Origin of the sequence: Nibricoccus aquaticus (assembly GCF_002310495.1) — a bacterium.
GTDB lineage: Bacteria > Verrucomicrobiota > Verrucomicrobiia > Opitutales > Opitutaceae > Nibricoccus > Nibricoccus aquaticus.
In genome coordinates, this window is record NZ_CP023344.1 from 3,059,897 (window position 1) to 3,080,917 (window position 21,021).

The following is a 21,021-nucleotide window of genomic DNA, read 5'->3' on the forward strand; positions in this document are numbered from 1 at the left end:
CCTTGAAATCAGCCAGCGCAGCAGCCGACTTTGCGTTTCTGATGGCCGAAAGCGCACCGCTCCAGTGGCCGCTTACGGTCGCGATTGGCGTTGGCGTGGCGGGAGGTCTCGGGCTGGCGTGGGTGTTGACCCGGCAGACGCGGCGGCTGGCGAATGAAGAGGCGGCGCAGATTATCGAAGTGGCTAAGCGCGAGGCGGTCGTGGCGGGTCACGAAGCCAGGCAGAAGGCCGAGGAAGAAATCCAAGGACGGCGGGCGGAGGTCACTCGTGAGTTCGACCGGCGGGAGATCGAGACGGATATCAAGCTGCGCGAGATCCGTGCGCATGAGGAGTCGCTGGGGTTGCTCGATTACCAGCTGGAGCAAAAGCAGGAAAAACTTTCCCGGGAAAATGCGGCGGTGAAGCAGGCGCGCGATGCGATCCGGTCGTTGTCGAAGAGTTTGCGCAAGCGGCTCGAAGGCGTGTCGCAGATGGATGCGGAGGAGATCAAACGCACACTGCGCGAAGAAGTGATGCTGGAGTGTCAGGACGAGTTGCGCGCGCTGCGGCGTGAGACGCTTGATCGTTCGGAGCAGGATCTGCAGAACGAGGCGAAACGGATTTTGATCACGACGATGCAGCGACTGTCGTCGAAGCCGAATGCGGACATCACGGCGACAATCGTCCACTTGCCGAGCGAGGAGATGAAGGGGCGCATCATCGGGCGCGAAGGGCGGAATATTAAGTCGTTCGAAGCGGCCACGGGTGTGACGCTGCTCATCGATGAGACGCCGCAGATGGTGTTGATTTCGTCGTTTGATCCGGTGCGGCGCGAAATCGCGCGGCTGGCGCTCGATGGACTCGTGAAAGACGGGCGCATCCATCCGGCGAGCATTGAGGAGTTCGTGAACCGGGCGCGCGAGGATGTTGACCTGAACGTGCAGCAATCGGGCGAGGATGCGGTGCAGCGTCTCGGCATCAATGGGCTGCATCCAGAGATCATCAAGCATCTCGGGCGTTTGAAGTATCGGTTCTCTTATACGCAGAACGTGCTCGATCACTCCATCGAGGTGGGTTTCCTGTGCTCGATGATCGCAAGCGAGCTGGGGCTCGATCCGAACGTGGCGAAGCGGGCAGGGTTGCTGCACGACATCGGCAAGGGCGTGGAAGGCGATTACGAGGGCAGCCATGCGATCATCGGCGCTGATTTAGTGAAGCGGCACGGTGAGACGCCGATCGTGGTGAACGCGGTGGCGGCGCATCACGAAGAGGTGAAGCCGGAAACGGTTTACGCGGGGCTGGTGATTTTGGCGGACACGGTTTCGGCGTCGCGGCCGGGTGCGCGGGCGGAATCGATGACGAGTTACATCCAGCGGCTGGAGCGTCTGGAGAAGCTGGCGATGTCGCTCGAAGGCGTGCAGCAGGCGTATGCGATTCAGGCTGGGCGCGAGATCCGTGTGGTGGTTTCGCCGCAGAACGTGACGGATGAGCAGGCGCGGGAACTTTCGAAGACGCTTCGGAGGAAGATCGAGGAAGAGCTGCAGTATCCGAGTACGATCAAGGTGACGGTGATCCGGGAGTCGCGGTTTACGGAGACGGCGACGTGAGCGGCGGCTCGAAGCGCCGCCGGGAAGTAGCGAGTAGCGGTAGTGAGTAGCGAACATGGGGAACCCGCAGGCGGGGCTCGTGATTTTCGTGAGAAGGAGGCGTGTGTCATTGGCGCGTCGCACTCTCCGGCTCTGAGATTTCTACTCGCTACGCGCTACCCGCTACTCACTACTTTCCAGCATCATGTCTGACGCCAAGCTTCTTGAAACGTTTCCGAATCCTGCTCCGCACCGTGATTTTCTGATCGATCATACGCATCATGAATTCACGTCGGTGTGCCCGATGACAGGGCATCCGGATTTCGCGGACATCACCGTGCGCTACGTACCGGACAAGACCTGCGTGGAGCTGAAATCGCTGAAGCTCTACTTCCACGCATTTCGTAATCAGGGGATTTTCTTCGAGGCGGTGACCAACAAGATTTGCGACGATCTGGGCAAGGCGCTGAAGCCGCGCAGCCTCACGATCATCTCGAAGTGGAAGGCGCGCGGGGGGTTTACGTCGGTCGTGACGGCTGAGTGGTCTGGGAAGAACGCGAAGATGACGCGCTGAAGGCCGGGAGCGGAGGCGCTTTTGGTGTTGAGGGGATGAGGCCGCACTTTTGAGGTGCGGCTTTTTTGTGAGGCAGGATCGTTTGTTGTTACTGATAGAGCGGGGATCGCATTGTGCGTGGGCGACGAACCAGGTGCAGTGATCGGGCTGGCTCCAAACAATGGGTTCTCGTATAACGGTCGCATGCTTGTGCGGCTGACGCGCAGGCCTCATCTCGCTTTTGCCCTATGAAAATAAAATCCCTGTTGCTCGCGGCGCTTGTCGCGACTTCGACCGCGGCGTTTGCCGCTGAATCCGCTCCGTTGACCTTCAATGGTGTGCTGACCTTGAGCAATGCCCAGCACTTCGGCCTTGTTAATAGCGATGCGACCCGGACCGGCTGGGTGAAGCTTGGTGGTGAGTTCGATGGATATACGGTGAAGAGTTATGATGCGGCGTCGAAAACGCTGACGTTAGATAGGAGCGGAAAAACGTACACCGTCGCGCTGGCTGATAGTAAGTTTGACGGAAGCGCGAAGGTGGCTGCGGGAACAAAGGCTACGCTCGCGGATGCGCAGACAGTCATCGACCAGATGCAATTTGAGAAGATGCTAGAGAAGTCCCTGGAGGGACAGCAGAAGGCCATGGCCAAGATGATGGAGCAGGCGGCTGGTAAGAGCGGAGGGAAGGTGTCGTCCGAGGATTTGATGGAATTTCAAAAGAAGGTGATGGGGACGATGCTTGAAGCCATGAATCCGGAGCAGATGAAAAATGAGATGGCGCAGATCTATTCGGACACTTTCACCAAAGAGGAGCTGGCGTCTGTGGCGGCGTTTAATTCGACAGCTGCGGGCCAGGCGATGATCGAAAAGCAGCCAGATATTCAGCAGAAACTGCAGGAGCTGATGATGCCGCGCATCATGGCGGCGATGCCTAAGGTTCAACAGCTGGGCAAAGAGTTTGGTCAGCAGCAAAAAGCGAAGGCGGAGGCTGCTGCGGCGAAAGTGAATGGCACGTCTGCGACAGTACCGGAATCCATGGCGACGACGCCCGCGAAACCCTGATTGGGCGAAGCGATCCGCCCAATTAGATCGAGCCGCGTGATCATTTCGCGCGGCTTTTTTTATGCGCGGACGTTGAGGGCGGCGATGACTTGCGGGTGGAGTATCGGGTTGGCGGCGACGATGGACGCGGCTTTGACAGGATCGCCGCCCTGCCAGTCGGTGATGATGCCGCCGGCGCCGCGCACGATCGGGATGAGCGCCTGGATGTCCCACGGGTTCATGATCGGATCGATAGAGAGATCGGCCCAGCCGGACGAGAGCAGGAGGTAGCCGTAGCAATCGCCCCAGGTACGGGAGAGGCGGACGCGTTTTTCTAGGGCGGAGTAGGCGGCGCCGTTTTGGTATTTGGCGGGGTTGAGCGGATCGCTGGTGAGGAGAGTGGCGTCTTCTAGGCGGGCGGTGTGACGAACGCTGACGGGGCGGTTGTTGAGTGTCGTGGTCTGGCCGTCGCCGATCATGAGCTGGCGGAGGATGGGCTGATGGATCGCTCCGAGGACGGGCTGGCCGTCGTGCATAAGCGCGATGAGCGTGCCGAAGAGCGGCACGGCGGTCATGAAGGCTTTGGTGCCGTCGATCGGGTCGAGAACCCACACGAATTCGGCGTCGGGGCGGTCGTTACCGAACTCTTCGCCGATGATGCCGTGAGAGGGAAATTTTTTGGCGATGAGGTCGCGGATGAGTTTCTCGGCGCCGCGGTCGGCTGCGGTGACGGGGGAATCGTCGGATTTGATTTCTACGGCGAGATCGGCGCTGGCGAAGTAGGGGCGGATGAAATCGCCGGAGCGTTCAGCGAGTTCGATGAGGAAAGCGCGGTAGGGAGTCAGATCCATGCGCACCACGAAATACACGAAAGGAACGAAATCACGGAGAAAGTCGCTTTGCCTGTTTTGGCGATGAGGACTTTTCCCGGGCGTTTTTTCCGTGTCTTTAGAAGTATTCAGAGAAACCTGAGCGTAATACCTGCATGCGTTGGACCGACGTACCGATTCACTTCATCGACTTTGAGGGGAGTATCGCGTCCGGAATTTTGGAATACGGAGTGGTTACGTTACACGGTGGCATGGTCGTAGAAACGGAGACGAGGCTTTGTCGGGCGACGGGCAAGGTGCGCTCGGAAGACGAAGCCGTTCACGGAATCAGCGCAGATGCGGTGGCCAAGAAGGCGCTGTTTGCGGATGAGTTTGCTCGGTTCGCGACGTTACGGGCGAGCGGGCCGCTGGCGGCGCATTATGCGCAGGCGGAGAATTCGTTGATCAAATCGGTGTGGCCCTATCCGCGGGTGTCGCCGGATTTTTCGCGTATCGATCGCGGCAGTTCCATCGCGGATTGGGGGCCGTGGATCGATACGGGGCGGATTTATGCGGAGCTGTTTCCGCAGCTGAAGACGGGGAAGCTCGCGGAGCTAGTGGAGATTTTTGGCGTGCAGGCGGAGCTCGATGCGCTGGCGAAGGAGCATTGTCCAAAGGAGCGGCGGATGTATCACGCGGCGTTGTATGATGCGCTGGCGGCGGCGTTGCTGCTCGTGGCGCTGGGGCGGAGGCCGGAGTTTGCGCGGATGACGGTGCCGTGGTTGTTGCAGGCGAGCATTGCGAATCCGGCGAAGCGGGCGGCGCTGCAGCAGGATGAGTTGTTCTGAAGGTGTGTGCGGTGGCTGGCGTGAGCGTGATAGGAGCCGAACGCGGGCGGTCGTTAGGTTAATCGCAAAGATGCGAAGACGCTAAGGTTGGAGCGAAGGGGTGGAATTTCGCAGCATGGAGTCGGAATTTTAACCGCAGAGGACGCGGAGAGCGCGGAGATCGGAGGAGTTCGGAGCTTTGCGTCTTCGCGTCTTTGCGATTCAAAAACGGCGTTGAAAAATCAGGAGCGTTTGGAGCCCCAGCGTTTTTCTTGTTTGAGTTCGAGGCGCTTGGTTTCGATTTCGACGCCGGCGACGGCGGGGTGGGCGCGGAGTTCTTGGAAGCGGGCGGGGTTGAGCTTCCAGCCGAGAGCGTTGCTGGCGTCGCTGTTGAGGGCGACGCGGTTTTCGAAGACGAAGGCGATCGAGACTTTCGTGCTGCCGACTTGTTTGTTAAGCGTTTCGCGGAGGAGCTGGAGAAAGCCCGGCAGTTCTTTGTGCTCGGGATGAACGAGCCAGGTGACGCGGTTGATGTCGTTGATGACGGCGTAGTCGAGCAGCGAGCATTCCTTCACGTTGATGCGGGCGCCGTCCTGGCCGACGATGATGTTGCCTCTGACCTGGATGAGCGCGTTTTCGGCGAGGAGCTGTCCGTAGTTGGCGAAGGCGTCGGCGAACATGTTGAGCGCGACGGAGGCGGTTTTGGTCGCGAGGGTGAAGGACGCCCAGGGGCGGTTGTCTTTTTTCGAGAGGCGTTTCGCGATGCTGCCGGAAATGCCGCAGAGGCGGAATTCGGTGCGGTCGTCCTGGTTGAGGAGTTCGCTGACGTGGAAGGTGTCGATCGCTTCGGTGAGTCCGGAGTAGGCGTTCATCGGGTGGCCGGAGACGTAGAAGCCGAGGAGTTCTTTTTCGAACTGGAGACGTTCGGAGGCGGTGAAGTCGTCGGCGGTTTCTTCGTGAACGGTTTTCTTCGAGGCGGTTTTGCGGACCGGGGCGGGCTCGGCGAGCATGTCGAGCATGTTGAACTGGCCGGCGGCGCGGTCTCGGGCCTGCGAGGCGGCTCCGGCAAGGGCGGAGTCGATGCTGTCGAAGAGTTTTTTGCGGGAAGCGCCGCTGAAGTCGAAGCCGCCGGTTTTCGCGAGGTGTTCGAGGACGCGTTTGTTGATGGCGCGGCCGTCGATGCGTTTCACGAGGTCTTCGAAGTCGGCGTAGGGGCCGTTCTTATCGCGCTCTTCGATGATTTTTTGGGCGGCTTGTTCGCCGACGCCTTTGATACCAGCGAGGCCGAAGCGGATCTTGTCGCCGACGGGCGTGAAGTTTTCGCGGGATTCGTTCACGTCGGGGCCGAGGACGGTGAGACCCATGGCGGTGCACTCGGCGATGAAGTGGGCGACTTTTTCGGAGTTGCCGAGCTCGGCGGTGAGCACGGCGGCCATGAACTGGACCGGGTAGTTGGCTTTCAGGTACGCGGTCTGATAGGCGATGACGGCGTAGGCGGCGGAGTGGGATTTGTTGAAGCCGTACTGGGCGAACTTGTTGAGGAGATCGAAGATTTCGTTGGCCTGCTTTTCGGAGATTTTGTGGAGGCGGCCGGCGCCTTCGACGAACTTGATGCGCTCCTTGGCCATGCCTTCGACGTCTTTTTTGCCCATGGCGCGGCGGAGCATGTCGGCGCCGCCGAGGGTGTAGCCGCCGATGACGCGGGCGCACTCCATGACCTGCTCTTGGTAGACGATGATGCCGTAGGTTTCTTTAAGAACGGGTTCGAGGAGCTGATGCGGGTAGTGGATGGCGGCGGGATCTTTTTTGCCGCGGGCGTAGTCGGGGATGAACGCCATCGGGCCGGGGCGGTAGAGCGCGGAGATGGCGTTGATGTCGTCGATGTTGGAAATGCCGACGAGTTTGGACGCGTTCTGCATGCCGCCGGACTCGAGCTGGAAGACGCCGACGGTTTTGCCGACGTTGAGGAGTTCGTAGGTTTTGGGGTCGTCGAACGGTATGGTCTCGATGTCGAAGCCGGGCGTGGCGGTGCGGCGGACGTTGGCGATGGCGTCGTCGATGACGGTGAGCGTCTTGAGGCCGAGGAAGTCCATCTTCAGCAGGCCGAGTTTGCCGACGGCGTTCATGTCGTACTGAACGGTGACGTCTTCTTCCTGGAGCGTGAGCGGGACGAATTCGTCGAGCGGCTTGTCGGTGATGATGATGCCGGCGGCGTGTTTGCCGGTGTTGCGTACCATGCCTTCCAATACGAGGGCCTGGTTGACGATTTTCTTGGCCACAGGGTTGCGCTCTACCTCGGTGCGGAGCTCGGCGGACTTGGTGATGGAATCTTCGAGCGAGATGTTGAGCTCGTCGGGGATCATCTTCGCGAGGCGGTCGGCGTCGGCGTAGGGTAAATTATGAACGCGGGAGACGTCGCGGATGACCATCTTGGCGCCGAGCGTGCCGTACGTGATGATGTTGGCCACGCAGTCGCGGCCGTATTTGTCGCGCACGTAGTTGATGACCTCTTCGCGGCGGCGCATGCAGAAATCGATATCGAAGTCGGGCGGCGAAACGCGTTCGGGATTCAGGAAGCGCTCGAAAAGGAGGCCGAAGCGGATCGGGTCGACGTTGGTGATTTCGAGGAGGTACGCGACGAGACAACCGGCGCCGGAGCCGCGGCCGGGGCCGACGGGGATGTTGTGGACTTTGGCCCACGCGATGAAATCCCAGACGACGAGGAAGTAATCGATGAAGCCGGTGACGGTGATGATCGAGAGCTCGTAGGCGGTGCGGACGACGAGGAGCTGGTCGGGCGCGAGGTTGTTGTAGTCGGGCGGTTGCGGCTTCTGGCCGGGCGGGAGATCGGTGAGCTTGGCGAGGCGCGCGGCGACGGTTTCTTGTTGAGCGACGGCGGAGTAATCGACGGCGTAGCGTTTTTTGAGGCCGTCGATGCAGAGCTGTTTAAGGTACTCGGCCGGTGAGAATTTTTCTTTGATCTCAATCGGCAGCGGGTAACGCGGATAGCGCTCGGAGCCTTTGGGGAAGGGGATCGCGAGGTCGCACATTTCGGCGACGAGTTGGGTGTTCGTGATGGATTCGGGGACTTCGGCGAAGAGCTTCGCCATCTCGTCACGGGACTTCAGGTAGAACTGAGTCCCGGTGAATTTCATGCGGTTCTCTTCCTCGATCTTCGCGCCGGTCTGGATGCAGAGCATGGCGTCGTGCGGGCCGGCGTCTTCGGCGCGGACGTAGTGAACGTCGTTGGTCGCGATGACCTTGAGGTTGAATTCCTCGGCGAGCTTCAGGAGGCCGGGAATAATTTTGAGCTGCTCAGGGATGCCGTGGTCCTGGATTTCGACGAAGTAGTTTTCGCGGCCGAAGATCTCGACGAAGCGCGCGCAGGCTTTGCGGGCGTCCTCCTCGCGGTCGTGGAGGAGGTGTTGGGGAACGATGGCGGCGAGACAGCCGGTGAACCCGATGAGGCCGTTGGCGTATTTTGCGAGGGTTTCCCAGTCGGCGCGGGGCTTGTAATAGAAGCCTTTGAGGTGCGCGTCGGAGACGAGTTTGAGGAGGTTTTGGTAGCCGGTGAGGTTCTTGGCGAGGAGGCCGAGGTGGTAGTAGCTTTTGCCGTCTTCGGAGCGGCCGTTTTTCTCGAGGCGGGAGGATTCGGTGAGGTAGATTTCGCAGCCGATGAGGGGCTTTATGCTTTTGGCCTTGGCGGCGTTATAGAATTCGATGGCGCCGAAAAGATTGCCGTGATCGGTTAGGGCCATGGCCTTCATGCCGAGGCCGACGGCGCGGTCCATCAGGCGGTCGATGCGGCAGGCTCCGTCGAGCAGGCTGTAGTCGGTGTGGACGTGGAGATGGACGAAGTTCTGATCGGCGGACGACACGGTTTGGAGGCAATGAGCGTGTTTCGGACTCGCAAGCGTGGAAGCGGTTTGGCACGAGTTTTCCTCGTTCGAATCGAGCGGCGGCTGGTTTGAAAAAAGCCGTTGACGTGGCGGACGCCAGTTGCCGTAGTCATCGACTTTTTCCCGGTTCCAAACCTTTCCGTCCACATGTCCATCGAAATCAAAATCCGCAAAAACGAGCCCATCGACCGTGCGCTCCGTCGCATGAAGAAGAAGCTCGAGCGCGAGAACATCATCAAAGGTGTCCGTGCCAAGCGTTACTGCGAGAAGCCGTGCGAGAAGCGTCGTCGTAAGGAGAAGGTCATGGCCTTCACAGCGATGCTGCGCCGCCGCCACGCAAGCTAACCCGACACGCTAAACGCGTGCAGTCCTCACTTTCAACGACCGCCCTCCGACCTGTTTCGGGGCGCGGTCGTTTTTGTTTTTAAGATTTAGGCGGGTGGGCGGCAGCTTTTTTGCTCAGGCGCACGTACACTTCCACGACATGAAACCGATCCTCGCGCTCTCTACCAGTTGGTGCTCATCCCGTCACACGGACGGTTACGCGATGTTGCGCGAGGTGGCGGATCTGGGTTTTTCGCATGTGGAGCTGAGCCACGGCATCCGGATCACGCTGGTGCCGGGCATCCTGAAGGCGATGGACGAAGGGTTCATCAAGGTGAGCTCGACGCATAATTTTTGTCCGCTGCCGACGGGGATCGTGCAGGCGGCGCCGAATCTGTTCGAGCCGTCGAGTTCAGCGCCGCAAGAGCACGATCAGTGGCTGCGGCAGACGAAGCGGTCGCTGGACTTTGGGCAGCAAGTGAAGGCGCGCGTGCTGGTGCTGCATCTGGGCAGCGTGAAGTTTGGGTGGTTCAACCCGACGGGAAAACTGGATGCGTATTTCGGGAAGCACCCCGGCGTGAAACTGGCCGAGGACGAGCGGTATGTGGCGCTGCGGGATAAGGTGATGAAGAAGATGCAGGCGAAGAAGGCCGCTTACTGGAATCAGGTGAAGGCGAGTCTGGAGGAGATCCGGCCGTACGCGGCGGAGCGGGGGATCGCGCTGGGTTGTGAGAATAGAGAGGACGTGGCGGAGCTGCCGATCGATGGAGAATTTGAGGAGTTGTTGTCGGGCATGACGCAGCCGAATACGGCGGGTTACTGGCACGACACGGGGCACGCTCACATAAAGGAGCAACTGGCGTTGCTGAATCATCGTGAGCATTTGGAGAAGAATGCGGCGCGGCTGATCGGATTTCACCTGCACGACGTGAACGCGGCGGGAAAAGATCATCAGCCGGTAGGGGCGGGCGAGATCGACTTCGAGATGGTGAGCTCGTTTTGGAAAGCGCACCACTTGTTGACGTTGGAGTTTGGGCCGCGGATCTCGGTCGAGTCGGTGAAAGAATCGAAGCTGCGCATCGAGGCGCTGGTGGCGAAGCGGTTTCCTCAAGCGTAAGGGCGCGGCGGGTGATGCCGGGATTGCGCTGGGCGAGCGGGGGCGTCAACGTGGCGGCTTATGAAATTGAAGCTCCTGGGTTCGCTTTTCGTTTTGCTGGCTGTGGCCGTTTTCCAACTACAGGCGGCGGAGGAGGCGAAGGCGGCACCGGCTGAAGCGGCTCCCTCGGCGGTGAAGGCCGCGCTGATGGCGGTGATCGAGAAAGTGCAGGCGAAGGCGCAGGCGGGGCAGGTGACGGAGGCGGCGCTGGCGGATGAGTTGAAGGCGCTGGATGCGCTGCTCGCCGCGCACAAAACGGAGAAGACCGACGATGTCGCGCAGGTGCTCGTGATGAAAAGTGTGATCTATCTCGAGTTAATCGGAGACACGGACAAAGCGGCGGGTTTTTTCAAGCAGCTCAAGGCGGAGTTTCCTGAGTCGGCGCAGGCGAAGGACGTGGATGAAGTGCTCAAGATGATCGAGATCCAGCAAGCGGCGGCGCGCGCGCAGGAGGCATTGAAGGTGGGGGCGGTTTTCCCGGATTTCGCGGAGAAGGATCTGGCGGGCAATCCGCTGTCGGTCGGGAAGTTCAAAGGCAGCGTGGTGCTGGTGGACTTCTGGGCGACGTGGTGCGGGCCGTGCGTGGAGGACATGCCGCAAGTGATCGCGCTCTATGAAAAATACCATGCGCGAGGGCTGGAGATCATCGGGGTGAGCCTGGACAAGGATGAAGCGGCGCTGAAGGCGTTCATCGAAAAAAACAAGATGACGTGGCCGCAGTTTTTTGACGGCAAGTTTTGGGAGAACAAACTCGCGGGGCAGTATGGCGTGACGAGCATCCCGTTCACGGTGCTGATCAATGGGGACGGCAAGATCGTGGGAACGAACTTGCGCGGCGCGAAGCTGGATGCGGCGCTGGCGACGCTGTTGGGGCAGTAAGCGGCGGCGGGAGGGAAGGTGCCGGGGCGGATTTAGGAAAATGAAAATTGCCGGGGAGGGGTTGGAGCGGGATGGTGGCGGCATGTTTGAAGACGACGTACGTCCCGAGAAAAATGAGAAGCAAGCGCCTGCGGTGATCGACCGTTCGCAGTGGGCGAGGCCGTGGGCGCAGTTGAAGTTTGTCTCGTTCCAGCCGGCGATTTTCCCGCGCATGCTCGGCGAAGTTTCGCGCGATGCGAAGCCGGGCGACCTCGTTTCCGTGTATGACAAGTTTGGCGAGCGCGTGGGCATCGGGCTTTTCAATCCGCGCGCCAAGATGCCGCTGCGCGTGGTCACGCACACATCGCAGATCCTCGGTGAGGAGTATTTCGAGACGGCGATCCGCCGCGCGGTGGCCTTGCGCAAGGATTGGTTCAAACTGGATGAGACGACTGACGCCTATCGCGTGCTCAACTCAGACGGCGACGGTGTCAGCGGGCTGACGATCGACCGCTACGGCGACACGCTTTATTGCGATGTTTACTCGCTGGGGATTTTCCAGCGTCTGCCGAAGTGGCTTCCGCTGCTGCACGAATTGCTCGGCACGAAACACGTGCGCGTGCATGTCGATCATGACCTCGGGAGTCTCGAAGGCATCAAGCCGTCGCAGATGAAGGAGATCACGGCGTCGGCACCCGACAAGGTGAAGATCAAGGAAGGCGGCGTGAAGTACGAGGTGGACTTCGCCGAGGGTCACAAGACCGGGTTCTTCTGCGACCAGCGGGATAATCGCAAACGCTTCGGCACGCTCGTGAAGGGGATGCGCGTGCTCGATCTGTGCAGTTACACCGGCGGTTTCTCGATCAACGCCGCGCTCGGCGGGGCTGACGAAATCACCGCGGTCGATCTCGACGAGAAGGTGATCGCGCAGGGCCGTCGCAACGCGAACCTCAACCAGATTTCCCCGAACAAGCTGAAGTGGGTTCACACCGATGCGTTCGCTTACGCGCGGCAGATGCAGAAAAACGGGGAGCAGTTTGACGCTGTGTTGTGCGATCCGCCGAAGTTCGTGATGACGCGCGATCCGGCTTTCGCCGCCGAGGGCATGCGGAAGTACGCGGACCTGAACACGATTGCGGCGAGTCTTGTGAAGCCAGGCGGGTTGTTTGTCACAGCGTCGTGCTCCGGGCTCGTTTCGCTGGAAGATTTTGAGGGCTGTGTGATCAAGGGTGTGCACCGGCTGAATCGTCGCTTGCAGATATTCGACCGCACGGGGCCGGGCGTGGATCATCCGGTGTATTCGAATTGTTTGGAGAGCCGGTACCTAAAGTTGCTGTGGGCGCGGGTGCTGTGAGCTGGTTGGAAAGTTGAGAGATAAGAGGGACGGGATCTTTCAGTCGGCGGGTAATACGGACAATCCGACGGGGAAGCCGCGCTTTGTTAATCAAATCCTGGGGAAGCAGGAGCGCGTTCTCTATTGGGAGGACACTCTGGCGAACATCGCGGAGGAGCGGCAGAAGATCTTCGAACAAAACGTGGCAAACCCACTGGCGGGCGATGAGGGCTATGCCCCTTATCATTGGGAGAGAATGTGTGATTTGACGTTCTACGCAGGGCCACTGCGCGGGACCGATTCGGGCGACGAGTCGTGCGTGATGCGCTACTATTTCGCCACGGCGTACGCGGTGAAGGGGAAGAAGGACGCGTACTACGTGATGCGGCCGGGCGTGAAGATGCCGGAGTGCATCCTGTGCACGAGCCCCAAGGGGACGGGCGGGAACGCGGCATCGCACCCGCCGCAGCCGCGTTTCGGTGACGCCGCGGGCGGACGCGGGAATTGTTTCAGCCAGATCTGTCCGAACGACGCCATTCCACCGAGGAGCATTGGGATCAAAAAATGAAGACGCATCGCAGACCTATTATTGTTTCAGGAGTTTTGATCGCGGCGCTCGTGCTGGCGGCGGGAGGCTGCTCGAAGAAATCGATGCCTGAGAAGAGGCCGGAAGCGCCGAAGCCTGAGACGAAGCAGGAGGCTCCGGTAGCGGTTGCGCCGACGGTGAAAGTCCAGGCACCGGCGGCGTCGAAGTCGAAAGCGCAGGTTGCGAAATCTAAAGTCGCGCCGGAGCCTGAGCCGCCGCCGGAGCCGGTGCCGGAGGTGATGTTTTCGTTGCGCGGGCTGGACGCCGGGCGGCTCGTGAATGACCGGCCGCTGTTTGTCAGCGTGCGCGTGGAGTCGTCAGTGGACAAAGAGGCGGCGCTGACGCTTTCGCCGGCGAGTGGGCGGTGGAGCGCTGGCTTGAGCGTGGAGTTTTCCGCCGGAGGCGGTGATGGCGCCGCTCGCGGAGTCCAAGCCAGGGGTGAGTGTGAAGTAGGCGGGGAAGCATGAATGCGTTTATGAAGCGCGGGAAGGTGGGGAAGGTTTAGTGCGAAAGAATCCCTAGGGGCGGTTGATTGACAGGGGTTCTTGGGGTAAAAGACTGGTCGTCATGGAGCCAGTGTCGCCAAGCCAAACGTCGGCCGCGGCCCGGAGTGCAGTCGAGGGCAAGGCTGAGGGGGAGTTGACCCGGCTTTTGTATCGTTCGGCTGGATTCGGGTTGTTTTCCAATTTCGCGCTTTCGCTGATTCTGGCCGGAGGGGTGTGGAGTTATTTCCCGAAGACGCAGACGGTGATGTGGCTGGGGGCGATCATCGTGTTGTCGCTGGCGCGCTGGCAGTTGAACCGGGTGTTCGCGCGGAGGCGGCGGGAGGATGCGGAGCTGCCCGGGTGGCGGACGGCGTTTACGGTGGGCGTGCTGCTGGCGGGTCTGGTGTGGGGAGTGGGGGCGTGGATGTTTCTCGATAGTGAGGCGTATCTGCCGCGCATCCTGGTGATGTTTATCGTGGCGGGGATGAATGCGGGGGCGGCGCGGTCGCTGGCGCCGGTGGCGGCGTGTTATCTGACGTATGTGGTGGCGACGCTGGCGCCGGTGACTGTGCGGTTCATGCTGTCGGCCTCGCCGGGAGAAGGCTGGGTGCTGGCGCTGTGTACGGTGACGTACATGCTGTTTTTATTGAATACGACGCGGCTGCACCACGGGGATCTGCGGCAGTTTTACCGGGTGATTTTTGAGAATGAGGAACTGGTGGCGGGGCTGAATCAGGAGAAGCTCAAGGCGGAGGCGGCGAACCAGGCGAAGAGCGAGTTTCTGGCGACGATGAGTCATGAGATCCGCACGCCGATGAACGGGGTGATCGGTATGTTGCAGCTGCTGGAGGATTCGCACCTGACGAAGGATCAGCGCGTGCAGACGGATGTGGCGCTGACCTCGGCGAATGCGTTGCTGCGGTTGCTCAACGACATCCTGGATCTGTCGAAGATCGAGAGCGGGAAGCTGGAGTTTGAGCACATCGCGTTTTCGCCGGGGGTGGTGATGGAGGAGGTGTCGGCGTTGATGGCGGCGAGGGCGGATGAGAAGGGGCTGGGGTATCGCACGCAGATCGATGCGCAGCTGCCGGCGGCGGTGCTGGGCGATCCGGCGCGGTTGAAGCAGGTGCTCGCGAATCTGATCGGGAATGCGATCAAGTTTACCGACAGCGGATCGGTGGAGATGGTGGTGCGGCCGGTGGCGACGCGCGGGGAAGTGGCGGTGCTGCATTTCAGCGTGCGCGACACGGGGATCGGCATCAGCGAGGAAGTGCAGAAGACGTTATTCGAGAAGTTCAGGCAGGGGGATGGATCGACGACGCGACGGTTTGGCGGGACGGGGCTGGGGCTGTCGATTTCGCAGCAGCTGGTGAGTCGGATGGGCGGGGAGATCCGGGTACGGAGCAAGACGGGGGAGGGATCTGAGTTTTATTTCGAGCTGCCGATGGAGCGGGCACCGCAGCCGGTGGCCCCGGCTGCGACGATGGACACGCCTTCGTTGTTTTTAAGCGGACGGGTGCTGGTGGTCGAAGACGAGCCGGTGAATCAGCGGGTGATCACGGTGATGCTGCAGCGGTTGGGGCTGGAGGTGATGCTCGTCGATAATGGGCTGGATGCGGTGGAGCGGGCTCTGGCGGGCGGGTGGTCGCTGGTGCTGATGGATGTGCGGTTGCCGGGGATCGATGGGCAGGAAGCGACGCGGCGGATACGCGAGCGGCTGCGGGGGGCGTCGTTGCCGATTGTGGCGTTGACGGCGAATGCGATGCCGACGGATCGGGAGGCGTGCTTGATCGCGGGGATGGATGATTTCCTGACGAAGCCGGTGCAGCGGGAGCAGTTGGTGAGTTGTCTGCGGCGGTGGTTGCGGCCGGTGGCGGTGAAGGCGTGAGGGGAAATGACCAGTGACCAATGGTCGGAGGAGGAGCCGTGTACGCGGGGTTGGAGGGACCGCTCACTGCGCGCTCGCGGCTATGCGGGGAATGATGGCGCAAAAAAGCCCGCGGCGTTTTTGAAACGCGGCGGGCTGGAAAAGAGGGCGAAAGGAAAAACTCAGGCGCGGCCGAGGTAGGAGCCGTCGTCGGTGCTGACGCGGATGATCTCGCCTTCTTTGACGAAGAGTGGGACGTGGACGATGAGGCCGGTTTCGACCTTGGCGGGTTTCTGGACGTTGCTGGCGGTGTCGCCTTTGATGCCGTCGGCGCTCTCGATAACTTTCAGATTAACGGCGGAGGGGAGTTCGACGGTGAGGGGTTTTTCGTCCACGAAGAGGACGTCCACTTTACCGCCGGCGGTGAGGTAGTTTTTCACGTCGCCGAGGGTGGTCTCGAGGATCTCGATCTGGTCGAAAGTCTCGGGGTCGATGAAAGCGAAGGTGCCGCGGTCGGCGTAGCTGAACTCGAGGGTGCGTTTGTCGGTCGAGAAAACCTCGATGGTGTCGGTGGAGGCGAAGCGTTGGTCGAGAGCTTTGCCGTAGCGGAGATTGCGCATCTTGATCTGCACAAAGGCGCGGAGATTGCCCGGGGTGCGGTGCTGGGTCTCCATGACGAGGTGAGGTTCGCCGTTAAATTTGATGACTTGGCCTTTGCGGATGTCGTTGGCTGAGGGCATGACGAGTGACGGGTTTTCGAGTGATTAAAGGGTATTGGGTATTCGGTGGCCCGAGGGGGTGTCAAGCTGCGGGGCGGGCTGTGGGCGCGAAGATCCGGAGAGCATGTGGCGGGCAGGAACGGCGTGAATGCCGAACATCCAACTCCCCATGCCGGATGGTCGGAAATGCGAGAACGCTCAACGCTCAACGTTTAACGCTGAACGCTCAAGGGGGAGGAGGCGCGGAGCGTTTAATGGCGCGCGGCGGCCTCAGGCGAGCTGAGGCCCTATAGCGGAGGCTCAGGCGGCCAGGGGGATTTTGGATTTGGGGGCGCGGGTGGAGGCGGGCGCGGGGACTGAAGAGGTGTCGTCGGCGGGAGACGTTTTCTCGTTGCCGGTCATGCGGAGGATTTCGTGGACGAGGGCGCGGAGGTCTGCGGCCTGGGTGCTGAGTTCGGCGGAGTTGGCGGCGGTCTCCTCGGCGTTGGCGGCGTTGGACTGGGTGAGATGGTCGAGTTGGACGACGGCTTCGCTGACTTGTTTGACCCCGGTGGCCTGTTCACGGGAGCCGGAGGCGATCTCGCTGATGATGGCGTCCATCTGGCGGACTTTGGTGACGATCTCGCCGAGGGAGTTGCCGACGCGCTGGCTGACGGCGACGCCGTGTTCGCTCTTGCCGATGGAGTCTTCGATTTTTTCGGCGGTTTCGCGCGCGGCCTGGACGCTGCGTTGGGCGAGGGAGCGGACTTCGTCGGCGACGACGGCGAAACCGGCACCGGCTTCACCGGCGCGGGCGGCTTCGACGGCGGCGTTGAGGGCGAGAAGGTTCGTTTGAAATGCGATCTCGTCGATGGTCTTGATGATTTTAGAGATGTTGTCGCTGGAGGCTTTGATCGCGCGCATGGAGGCGGTCATCTCGAGCATCTCGGCGGCACCGGTATCGGCGACGGTGCGGGCGTCGCGGGCGAGGGTGAGGGAGGTTTCGGCTCGGGCGGCGTTTTGCGCGGTCATGCTGGTGATTTCTTCAAGGGAGGCGCTGGTCTCTTCGATGGAGGCGGCCTGGGATGAGGCGCCGTCAGCGAGGGAGTTACCCGCTTCGGAGAGGTGGCGGCTGCGTTCGGTGATGTTGGCGGCGGCGTGGCCGAGTTTCTCGGTGATGACGCTTTGGATCTGGATGAAGGCGCGGTAGCGGAGCGCGGCGGCGATGAGAACGACGGTCTCGCCGACGACGAAGCTGGCGTGGATGAGGACGGTCTGGAAGGAGGCGTCGTAGTTGAAAACGCTGGACGGGAAGTAGAGCCAGAAGAGGACGTGGTGCAGGGCGGCGGTGGCGGCTGCGACGAGGATCGGGGTGACGCGGCCGAGGCCGGCGAGGGCGGCGAGGATGGCGAAGATATGGAAGTGCATCTCGATCATGCCGCGGCCGAGGTGGATCATGAGGCCGCTGTAGGCGATGGCGGCGGCGCCGATGGAAGCGGAGGTGAGCAGGCTGTCGGGGCGCAGCCAGCAGAGCAGGGCGGGGCCGGCGGTGATCGCGAGGCTGACGAGCACGGCGGTGGACAGGCTGGTGCCGAAGCCCCAGGCGGTGGCGGCCATGAGCGGCAGATGGGCGGCGAGGCCGAGCAGGGCCCAGCGAGCGGCGCGGGCGTAATAGGTCTGGGCGAAGGTTGTCGTCATGGCTGGCGGGCGTACTTGAGCTGAAGAGGATCGAGACTGGAACGGAGGGCGGCGCTGGTGGCGCAACCGAAAGCTGGATACGGGGCGACGGTTTCGCCGCGACGGACGCGGTCCATGATGGCGGCATCGAGGAGCGCGGAGGCGGGCAGTCCGGGACGAGAAGACGCGTAGCCGCCGCTGTAGGCGGTGCGGCCGTCGGGCGCGTGGATGGCGAGCCAGGGCGCGCCGGGCAGGCCGGTGGCGGCGGAGAATCGGGCTATGGAGTGTTCTTCTACGGTGAAGCCGGCGGCGCGGAGCTGGCGGGCGAGCGCGGCCTGGGAGCCGACGACGAGGATTTTTTCATCCCAGCCGGAGCGTGGGCCGCGTGCCAGGAGAGCGTCGGCGACAGCGCTGGAGCAGCCGCAGTCGGCGCCGATGGCGTGGATTGCCCTCCAGGAGTTGGAACTGGCGAGGGGTGCGGATTCCGTGGCTGGAAGCGGAATGGCGTGGAGCGCGTGCAGCCAGACGGAGAGGACGGCGATGGCGGAGAACCAACCCGCGAAAATCAAAACGCGGGTTAAGCGCGGATTTTTTAGCGGAGGTTGAGCGGGCATTGTGCCCTCACTACGACGCTCTTGGCCCGCAGATGAAGGGGCGGTCCCGCAACTACGTGACGGGCACGATAAATAGGATCAACGAGTGGCGGCCAGCTCCGGAGGCATACGGGCGGAGCGGCTCAGGGCTTTACGTTCCGGTTGAGCCAGGAGGGGTATTTTTTGAGGATCTCGGCGGGGCGGTCATCGTACCAAGCGTAGCCGCCGCGGCGTTCGCGTTCGATTTCGGAGAGGGTGTAGTGGATGACTTCGTCGCGGCCGATGAAGATGGGACGCTCGGTGCCGAGTTCGTAGAAGCGGGCCCAGAGGGGCGGGGCGGCGGGGTCGGGGGTGACGATGCCGTCGCGACCTTCGGGGGTTTTGACGCGTTCGAAGCGGAGGCCGGAGAGTTTGGTGCGCTCGAACCAGGCGACGGCACCCTGGACGGAGGCGATGATTTCGGGTGAGGGGTTTTCGAGCGACATGAGAAAGCGGACGAGGCCGGCGCTTTCCTGGGAGGTGAAGCAGGCGGGTTCGAATTTGCGAGCGGGCGCTGGCGCGAAGGTGGTTTCGTCGTGCTGGGCGGCCCAGACAGTGGGTTTGCCGTCGACGACGATCTGGCAGCGGAGGACGCAGGCGATGCCACGCGCGAGTGCATCGGTGGCTCGGATACGGCGGGGTTCGTCGACAAAGGCGTAGGGGGCTTTGGCTGCGGCGGTGTCGCGGAGAATTTCGAGGACGTTGCGGGTGGCGTCGTCGTTGAAGGTGATGTGGGTGTAGTAACCTTTGCGAAGAGGGAAGAACTGGGGCCAGCCGCCGTTTTCGTATTGGGCGGTGAAGAGGTAATCGAGGCCGCGGAGTACGGCGTCACGATGGCGTTCGTGGCCGGTGGCGGTGAATACGGCGGCGAGGAAACGGATCTGGGAGGTGGTGGCGCCGTTGTCGATGGTGGGCGTATGTTCGCCGTCGCGTTTTGTTTCGTCACGGGAGGCGAGGGCGGCTCGGTCGGCATCGGTGAGGTTTTTTTCCATCGCGATGTTTTTGGGCCAGCCGCCGGACTTGTATTGGTAAGCGAGGAGGTTGTCGGCGATGGCGAGGGCCTCAGGGGAGGTGAGGACGGCGGGATCTTTGGGGAGGGATTTCCAATCGATGGGCTGCTGGGCGACGGCGAGGCAGCTCATGCAGGCGAGCGAGGTAACGAGGAGCAGGGTGAGGCGGCGGAGAGAGTGCATGAGAGGAACGCGTGGAGTGTGTGAGAATGACGTCGGCTGGCGTGGCAGGTGTCGGGAAATAAGCGGGGGCGGAAAAAAGCCCGGCGGGCGGGAGCGCCGGGCCGGGCTTTGAGCGGGAATCGGCTTGGGAGATCAGGCTTTGGCGACGGGGTCGTCGGCGATGGTGATGGTCTCCAATTTGGGAGAGAGGGTGTGGAGGATGACCAGCGCCAGCAGGTAGGCGGAGGCAGCGATGGTGAAGAGGGGGACGTAGCCGCCGGTGTTGATGATCGCGCCGACGTTGCCGGCGAGGAGCGCGCCACCGAGGCCGCCCATGAGGCCGCCGATGCCGACGACGCTGCCGACGGCGCGACGGGGGAACTGGTCGGAGACGGTGGTGAACAGGTTGGCACTCCAGCCTTGGTGCGCGGCGGTGGCGAGCGAGATGAGCGCGATGGCGACGACGATGCTGCTGGTCATCGAAGCGAAGACGATCGGAACGACGCAGAGCGCGCAGATGAGCATGGTGACTTTGCGGGCTTTGTTGACGCTCCAGCCGAGGCCTATGAAGCGCGTCGCGAGCCAGCCGAAGAAGATGCTGCCGCCGTCAGACACGAGGTAGATGATGAGGAAGGGAAGGCCGACTTGTTTGAGGTCGAGCTTGGTGTCGAAGGCGGCGTTCTCGTTGAAGAAGGTGGGCAGCCAGGTGAGATAGAACCACCAGATGGCGTCGGTCATGAACTTCGGGATGGCGAAGGCCCAGGTGGCGCGGTAGCGGCCGATCTGGCTCCATTTCATCGGCTTCTCGCTGGTGGCACCGCCATCCTGACGGATGTAGGCGAGTTCGGCGGCGGAGAGTTTGGGGTGTTCCTCGGGCTTGCGGTAGACGGCGAGCCACCAGAAGAGGACGAAGGTGCCGATGGCGCCGGTGATGATGAAGCTGGCGCGCCAGCCCCAGTGGGAAATGATCCAGGGGACGCAGACGGCGGTGAGGATGATGCCGACATTGGCGCCGGCGTTGAAGAGGCCGGTGGCGAAACTTCGCTCCTTTTTTGGAAACCACTCGGAGACGGTTTTAATGGCGGCCGGGAAGTTACCGGCTTCACCGAGCCCGAGTCCGATGCGGACCGCGCCCATGCCTACCATGCCGTGGACGAGACCGTGGCCGACCGCGGCAACGCTCCAGCCGGCGATGCTGATCGTGTAGCCGCGACGGATGCCGAGACGGTCGATCATGTAGCCTGCGAGCAGGAAGCCGAAGGCGTAGGCGTATTTGAAGAGCGCATCCAGGTGGCTCATCTTTTCCTTGAAGACGGCCAGATCGGCATCGGTCAGCGGCACGCTTTCCGGGATGCCGAGCATCTGGTGGCGGAAGGCCGTATCGAGCATCGTGAACGAAAAAACGTTACGATCGATATAGTTGATGGTCGTGGCCAGGAAGAGCACGGCGCAGATACGCCAGCGGTAACGGCCAATGACGGAACCCGCCGGGGCGGGTTGGGTGGTTTGCATGGTGGAGGAGGAAAAAACGAAGACT

18 protein-coding genes are annotated in these 21,021 nt (G+C 61.7%); 10 read left to right on the forward strand and 8 right to left on the reverse strand.

The window, feature by feature from the left end; genetic code table 11:
* Window positions 1–2 precede the first annotated feature (2 nt).
* From rny to CMV30_RS12225, 3 genes are all read left to right on the forward strand, one after another.
* The gene (gene rny, locus CMV30_RS12215; RefSeq protein WP_245844153.1) at window positions 3–1,586 is read left to right on the forward strand and encodes a ribonuclease Y; all 1,584 of its coding nucleotides are present in this window, start codon (window positions 3–5) and stop codon (window positions 1,584–1,586) included.
* A 184-nt stretch (window positions 1,587–1,770) separates the two neighbouring features.
* A complete protein-coding gene (queF, locus tag CMV30_RS12220; protein WP_096056292.1) occupies window positions 1,771–2,139 on the forward strand; it encodes a preQ(1) synthase in 369 nt (122 codons plus the stop codon).
* A gap of 227 nt (window positions 2,140–2,366) precedes the next feature.
* The gene (locus CMV30_RS12225; protein ID WP_096056293.1) at window positions 2,367–3,182 is read left to right on the forward strand and encodes a DUF2059 domain-containing protein; all 816 of its coding nucleotides are present in this window, start codon (window positions 2,367–2,369) and stop codon (window positions 3,180–3,182) included.
* Window positions 3,183–3,241: 59 nt separating this feature from the next.
* On the opposite strand, the gene hisN is transcribed toward CMV30_RS12225, so the two are convergent.
* Window positions 3,242–4,012, reverse strand: a complete 771-nt coding sequence (gene hisN, locus CMV30_RS12230) for a histidinol-phosphatase (protein ID WP_096056294.1) — start codon at window positions 4,010–4,012, stop codon at window positions 3,242–3,244.
* A gap of 230 nt (window positions 4,013–4,242) precedes the next feature.
* Here hisN and CMV30_RS12235 point away from each other — a divergent pair, with 230 nt between their 5' ends.
* Window positions 4,243–4,818, forward strand: a complete 576-nt coding sequence (locus tag CMV30_RS12235) for a 3'-5' exonuclease (RefSeq protein WP_245844155.1) — start codon at window positions 4,243–4,245, stop codon at window positions 4,816–4,818.
* Window positions 4,819–5,039: 221 nt separating this feature from the next.
* Here the strand turns inward: CMV30_RS12235 and dnaE are convergent, their stop codons facing one another.
* Complete coding sequence (gene dnaE / locus CMV30_RS12240) at window positions 5,040–8,675, reverse strand: DNA polymerase III subunit alpha (RefSeq protein ID WP_096057746.1); 3,636 nt, start codon at window positions 8,673–8,675, stop codon at window positions 5,040–5,042.
* Window positions 8,676–8,843: 168 nt separating this feature from the next.
* Here dnaE and rpsU point away from each other — a divergent pair, with 168 nt between their 5' ends.
* From rpsU to CMV30_RS19500, 5 genes are all read left to right on the forward strand, one after another.
* Window positions 8,844–9,041 (forward strand): 30S ribosomal protein S21, encoded by a 198-nt coding sequence (rpsU, locus tag CMV30_RS12245; RefSeq protein WP_096056296.1) that lies wholly within the window; start codon window positions 8,844–8,846, stop codon window positions 9,039–9,041.
* Between the two features lie 139 nt (window positions 9,042–9,180).
* The gene (locus CMV30_RS12250; protein WP_245844156.1) at window positions 9,181–10,137 is read left to right on the forward strand and encodes a sugar phosphate isomerase/epimerase family protein; all 957 of its coding nucleotides are present in this window, start codon (window positions 9,181–9,183) and stop codon (window positions 10,135–10,137) included.
* Window positions 10,138–10,197: 60 nt separating this feature from the next.
* Window positions 10,198–11,055, forward strand: a complete 858-nt coding sequence (locus CMV30_RS12255) for a TlpA family protein disulfide reductase (RefSeq protein WP_096056297.1) — start codon at window positions 10,198–10,200, stop codon at window positions 11,053–11,055.
* Between the two features lie 40 nt (window positions 11,056–11,095).
* Entirely contained in the window at window positions 11,096–12,388 is a 1,293-nt protein-coding gene (locus CMV30_RS12260; RefSeq protein WP_245844160.1) for a class I SAM-dependent rRNA methyltransferase, read from the forward strand.
* A gap of 301 nt (window positions 12,389–12,689) precedes the next feature.
* A complete protein-coding gene (locus tag CMV30_RS19500) occupies window positions 12,690–12,935 on the forward strand; it encodes a hypothetical protein (protein ID WP_138223277.1) in 246 nt (81 codons plus the stop codon).
* On the opposite strand, the gene CMV30_RS12270 is transcribed toward CMV30_RS19500, so the two are convergent.
* A complete protein-coding gene (locus CMV30_RS12270; protein ID WP_096056299.1) occupies window positions 12,925–13,281 on the reverse strand; it encodes a hypothetical protein in 357 nt (118 codons plus the stop codon). The two genes, CMV30_RS19500 and CMV30_RS12270, sit on opposite strands and share 11 nt — an antisense overlap.
* A 347-nt stretch (window positions 13,282–13,628) precedes the next feature.
* Here CMV30_RS12270 and CMV30_RS12275 point away from each other — a divergent pair, with 347 nt between their 5' ends.
* Entirely contained in the window at window positions 13,629–15,326 is a 1,698-nt protein-coding gene (locus tag CMV30_RS12275; protein ID WP_175414858.1) for an ATP-binding protein, read from the forward strand.
* Window positions 15,327–15,487: 161 nt separating this feature from the next.
* On the opposite strand, the gene efp is transcribed toward CMV30_RS12275, so the two are convergent.
* The 5 genes from efp to CMV30_RS12300 all read right to left on the reverse strand — a co-directional run bounded on the left by efp (window position 15,488) and on the right by CMV30_RS12300 (window position 20,996).
* Window positions 15,488–16,045: an elongation factor P gene (gene efp, locus CMV30_RS12280; protein WP_096056301.1), complete on the reverse strand. Its 558-nt coding sequence runs from the start codon at window positions 16,043–16,045 to the stop codon at window positions 15,488–15,490.
* Window positions 16,046–16,324: 279 nt separating this feature from the next.
* On the reverse strand, window positions 16,325–17,701 hold the full coding sequence (locus CMV30_RS20780; protein WP_096056302.1) for a methyl-accepting chemotaxis protein: 1,377 nt from the start codon (window positions 17,699–17,701) through the stop codon (window positions 16,325–16,327).
* On the reverse strand, window positions 17,698–18,294 hold the full coding sequence (locus CMV30_RS12290; protein ID WP_096056303.1) for a hypothetical protein: 597 nt from the start codon (window positions 18,292–18,294) through the stop codon (window positions 17,698–17,700). The genes CMV30_RS20780 and CMV30_RS12290 overlap by 4 nt, the downstream gene beginning before the upstream one ends.
* 122 nt (window positions 18,295–18,416) lie before the next feature.
* Window positions 18,417–19,505 (reverse strand): pectate lyase, encoded by a 1,089-nt coding sequence (pelA, locus tag CMV30_RS12295; RefSeq protein ID WP_096056304.1) that lies wholly within the window; start codon window positions 19,503–19,505, stop codon window positions 18,417–18,419.
* Window positions 19,506–19,637: 132 nt separating this feature from the next.
* Complete coding sequence (locus CMV30_RS12300; RefSeq protein ID WP_096056305.1) at window positions 19,638–20,996, reverse strand: MFS transporter; 1,359 nt, start codon at window positions 20,994–20,996, stop codon at window positions 19,638–19,640.
* Window positions 20,997–21,021: the final 25 nt, after the last annotated feature.

Coding starts and splice junctions, on each gene's coding strand:
- CMV30_RS12250 (WP_245844156.1), top strand. CDS start 9,181: ATGAAACCGATCCTCGCGCTCTCTACCAGTTGGTGCTCATCCCGTCAC.
- CMV30_RS12300 (WP_096056305.1), bottom strand. CDS start 20,996: ATGCAAACCACCCAACCCGCCCCGGCGGGTTCCGTCATTGGCCGTTAC.
- hisN (WP_096056294.1), bottom strand. CDS start 4,012: ATGGATCTGACTCCCTACCGCGCTTTCCTCATCGAACTCGCTGAACGC.
- CMV30_RS12260 (WP_245844160.1), top strand. CDS start 11,096: ATGAAAATTGCCGGGGAGGGGTTGGAGCGGGATGGTGGCGGCATGTTT.
- CMV30_RS12290 (WP_096056303.1), bottom strand. CDS start 18,294: ATGCCCGCTCAACCTCCGCTAAAAAATCCGCGCTTAACCCGCGTTTTG.
- CMV30_RS12255 (WP_096056297.1), top strand. CDS start 10,198: ATGAAATTGAAGCTCCTGGGTTCGCTTTTCGTTTTGCTGGCTGTGGCC.
- rpsU (WP_096056296.1), top strand. CDS start 8,844: ATGTCCATCGAAATCAAAATCCGCAAAAACGAGCCCATCGACCGTGCG.
- queF (WP_096056292.1), top strand. CDS start 1,771: ATGTCTGACGCCAAGCTTCTTGAAACGTTTCCGAATCCTGCTCCGCAC.
- pelA (WP_096056304.1), bottom strand. CDS start 19,505: ATGCACTCTCTCCGCCGCCTCACCCTGCTCCTCGTTACCTCGCTCGCC.
- CMV30_RS20780 (WP_096056302.1), bottom strand. CDS start 17,701: ATGACGACAACCTTCGCCCAGACCTATTACGCCCGCGCCGCTCGCTGG.
- efp (WP_096056301.1), bottom strand. CDS start 16,045: ATGCCCTCAGCCAACGACATCCGCAAAGGCCAAGTCATCAAATTTAAC.
- CMV30_RS12235 (WP_245844155.1), top strand. CDS start 4,243: ATGGTCGTAGAAACGGAGACGAGGCTTTGTCGGGCGACGGGCAAGGTG.
- CMV30_RS19500 (WP_138223277.1), top strand. CDS start 12,690: ATGCGCTACTATTTCGCCACGGCGTACGCGGTGAAGGGGAAGAAGGAC.
- CMV30_RS12225 (WP_096056293.1), top strand. CDS start 2,367: ATGAAAATAAAATCCCTGTTGCTCGCGGCGCTTGTCGCGACTTCGACC.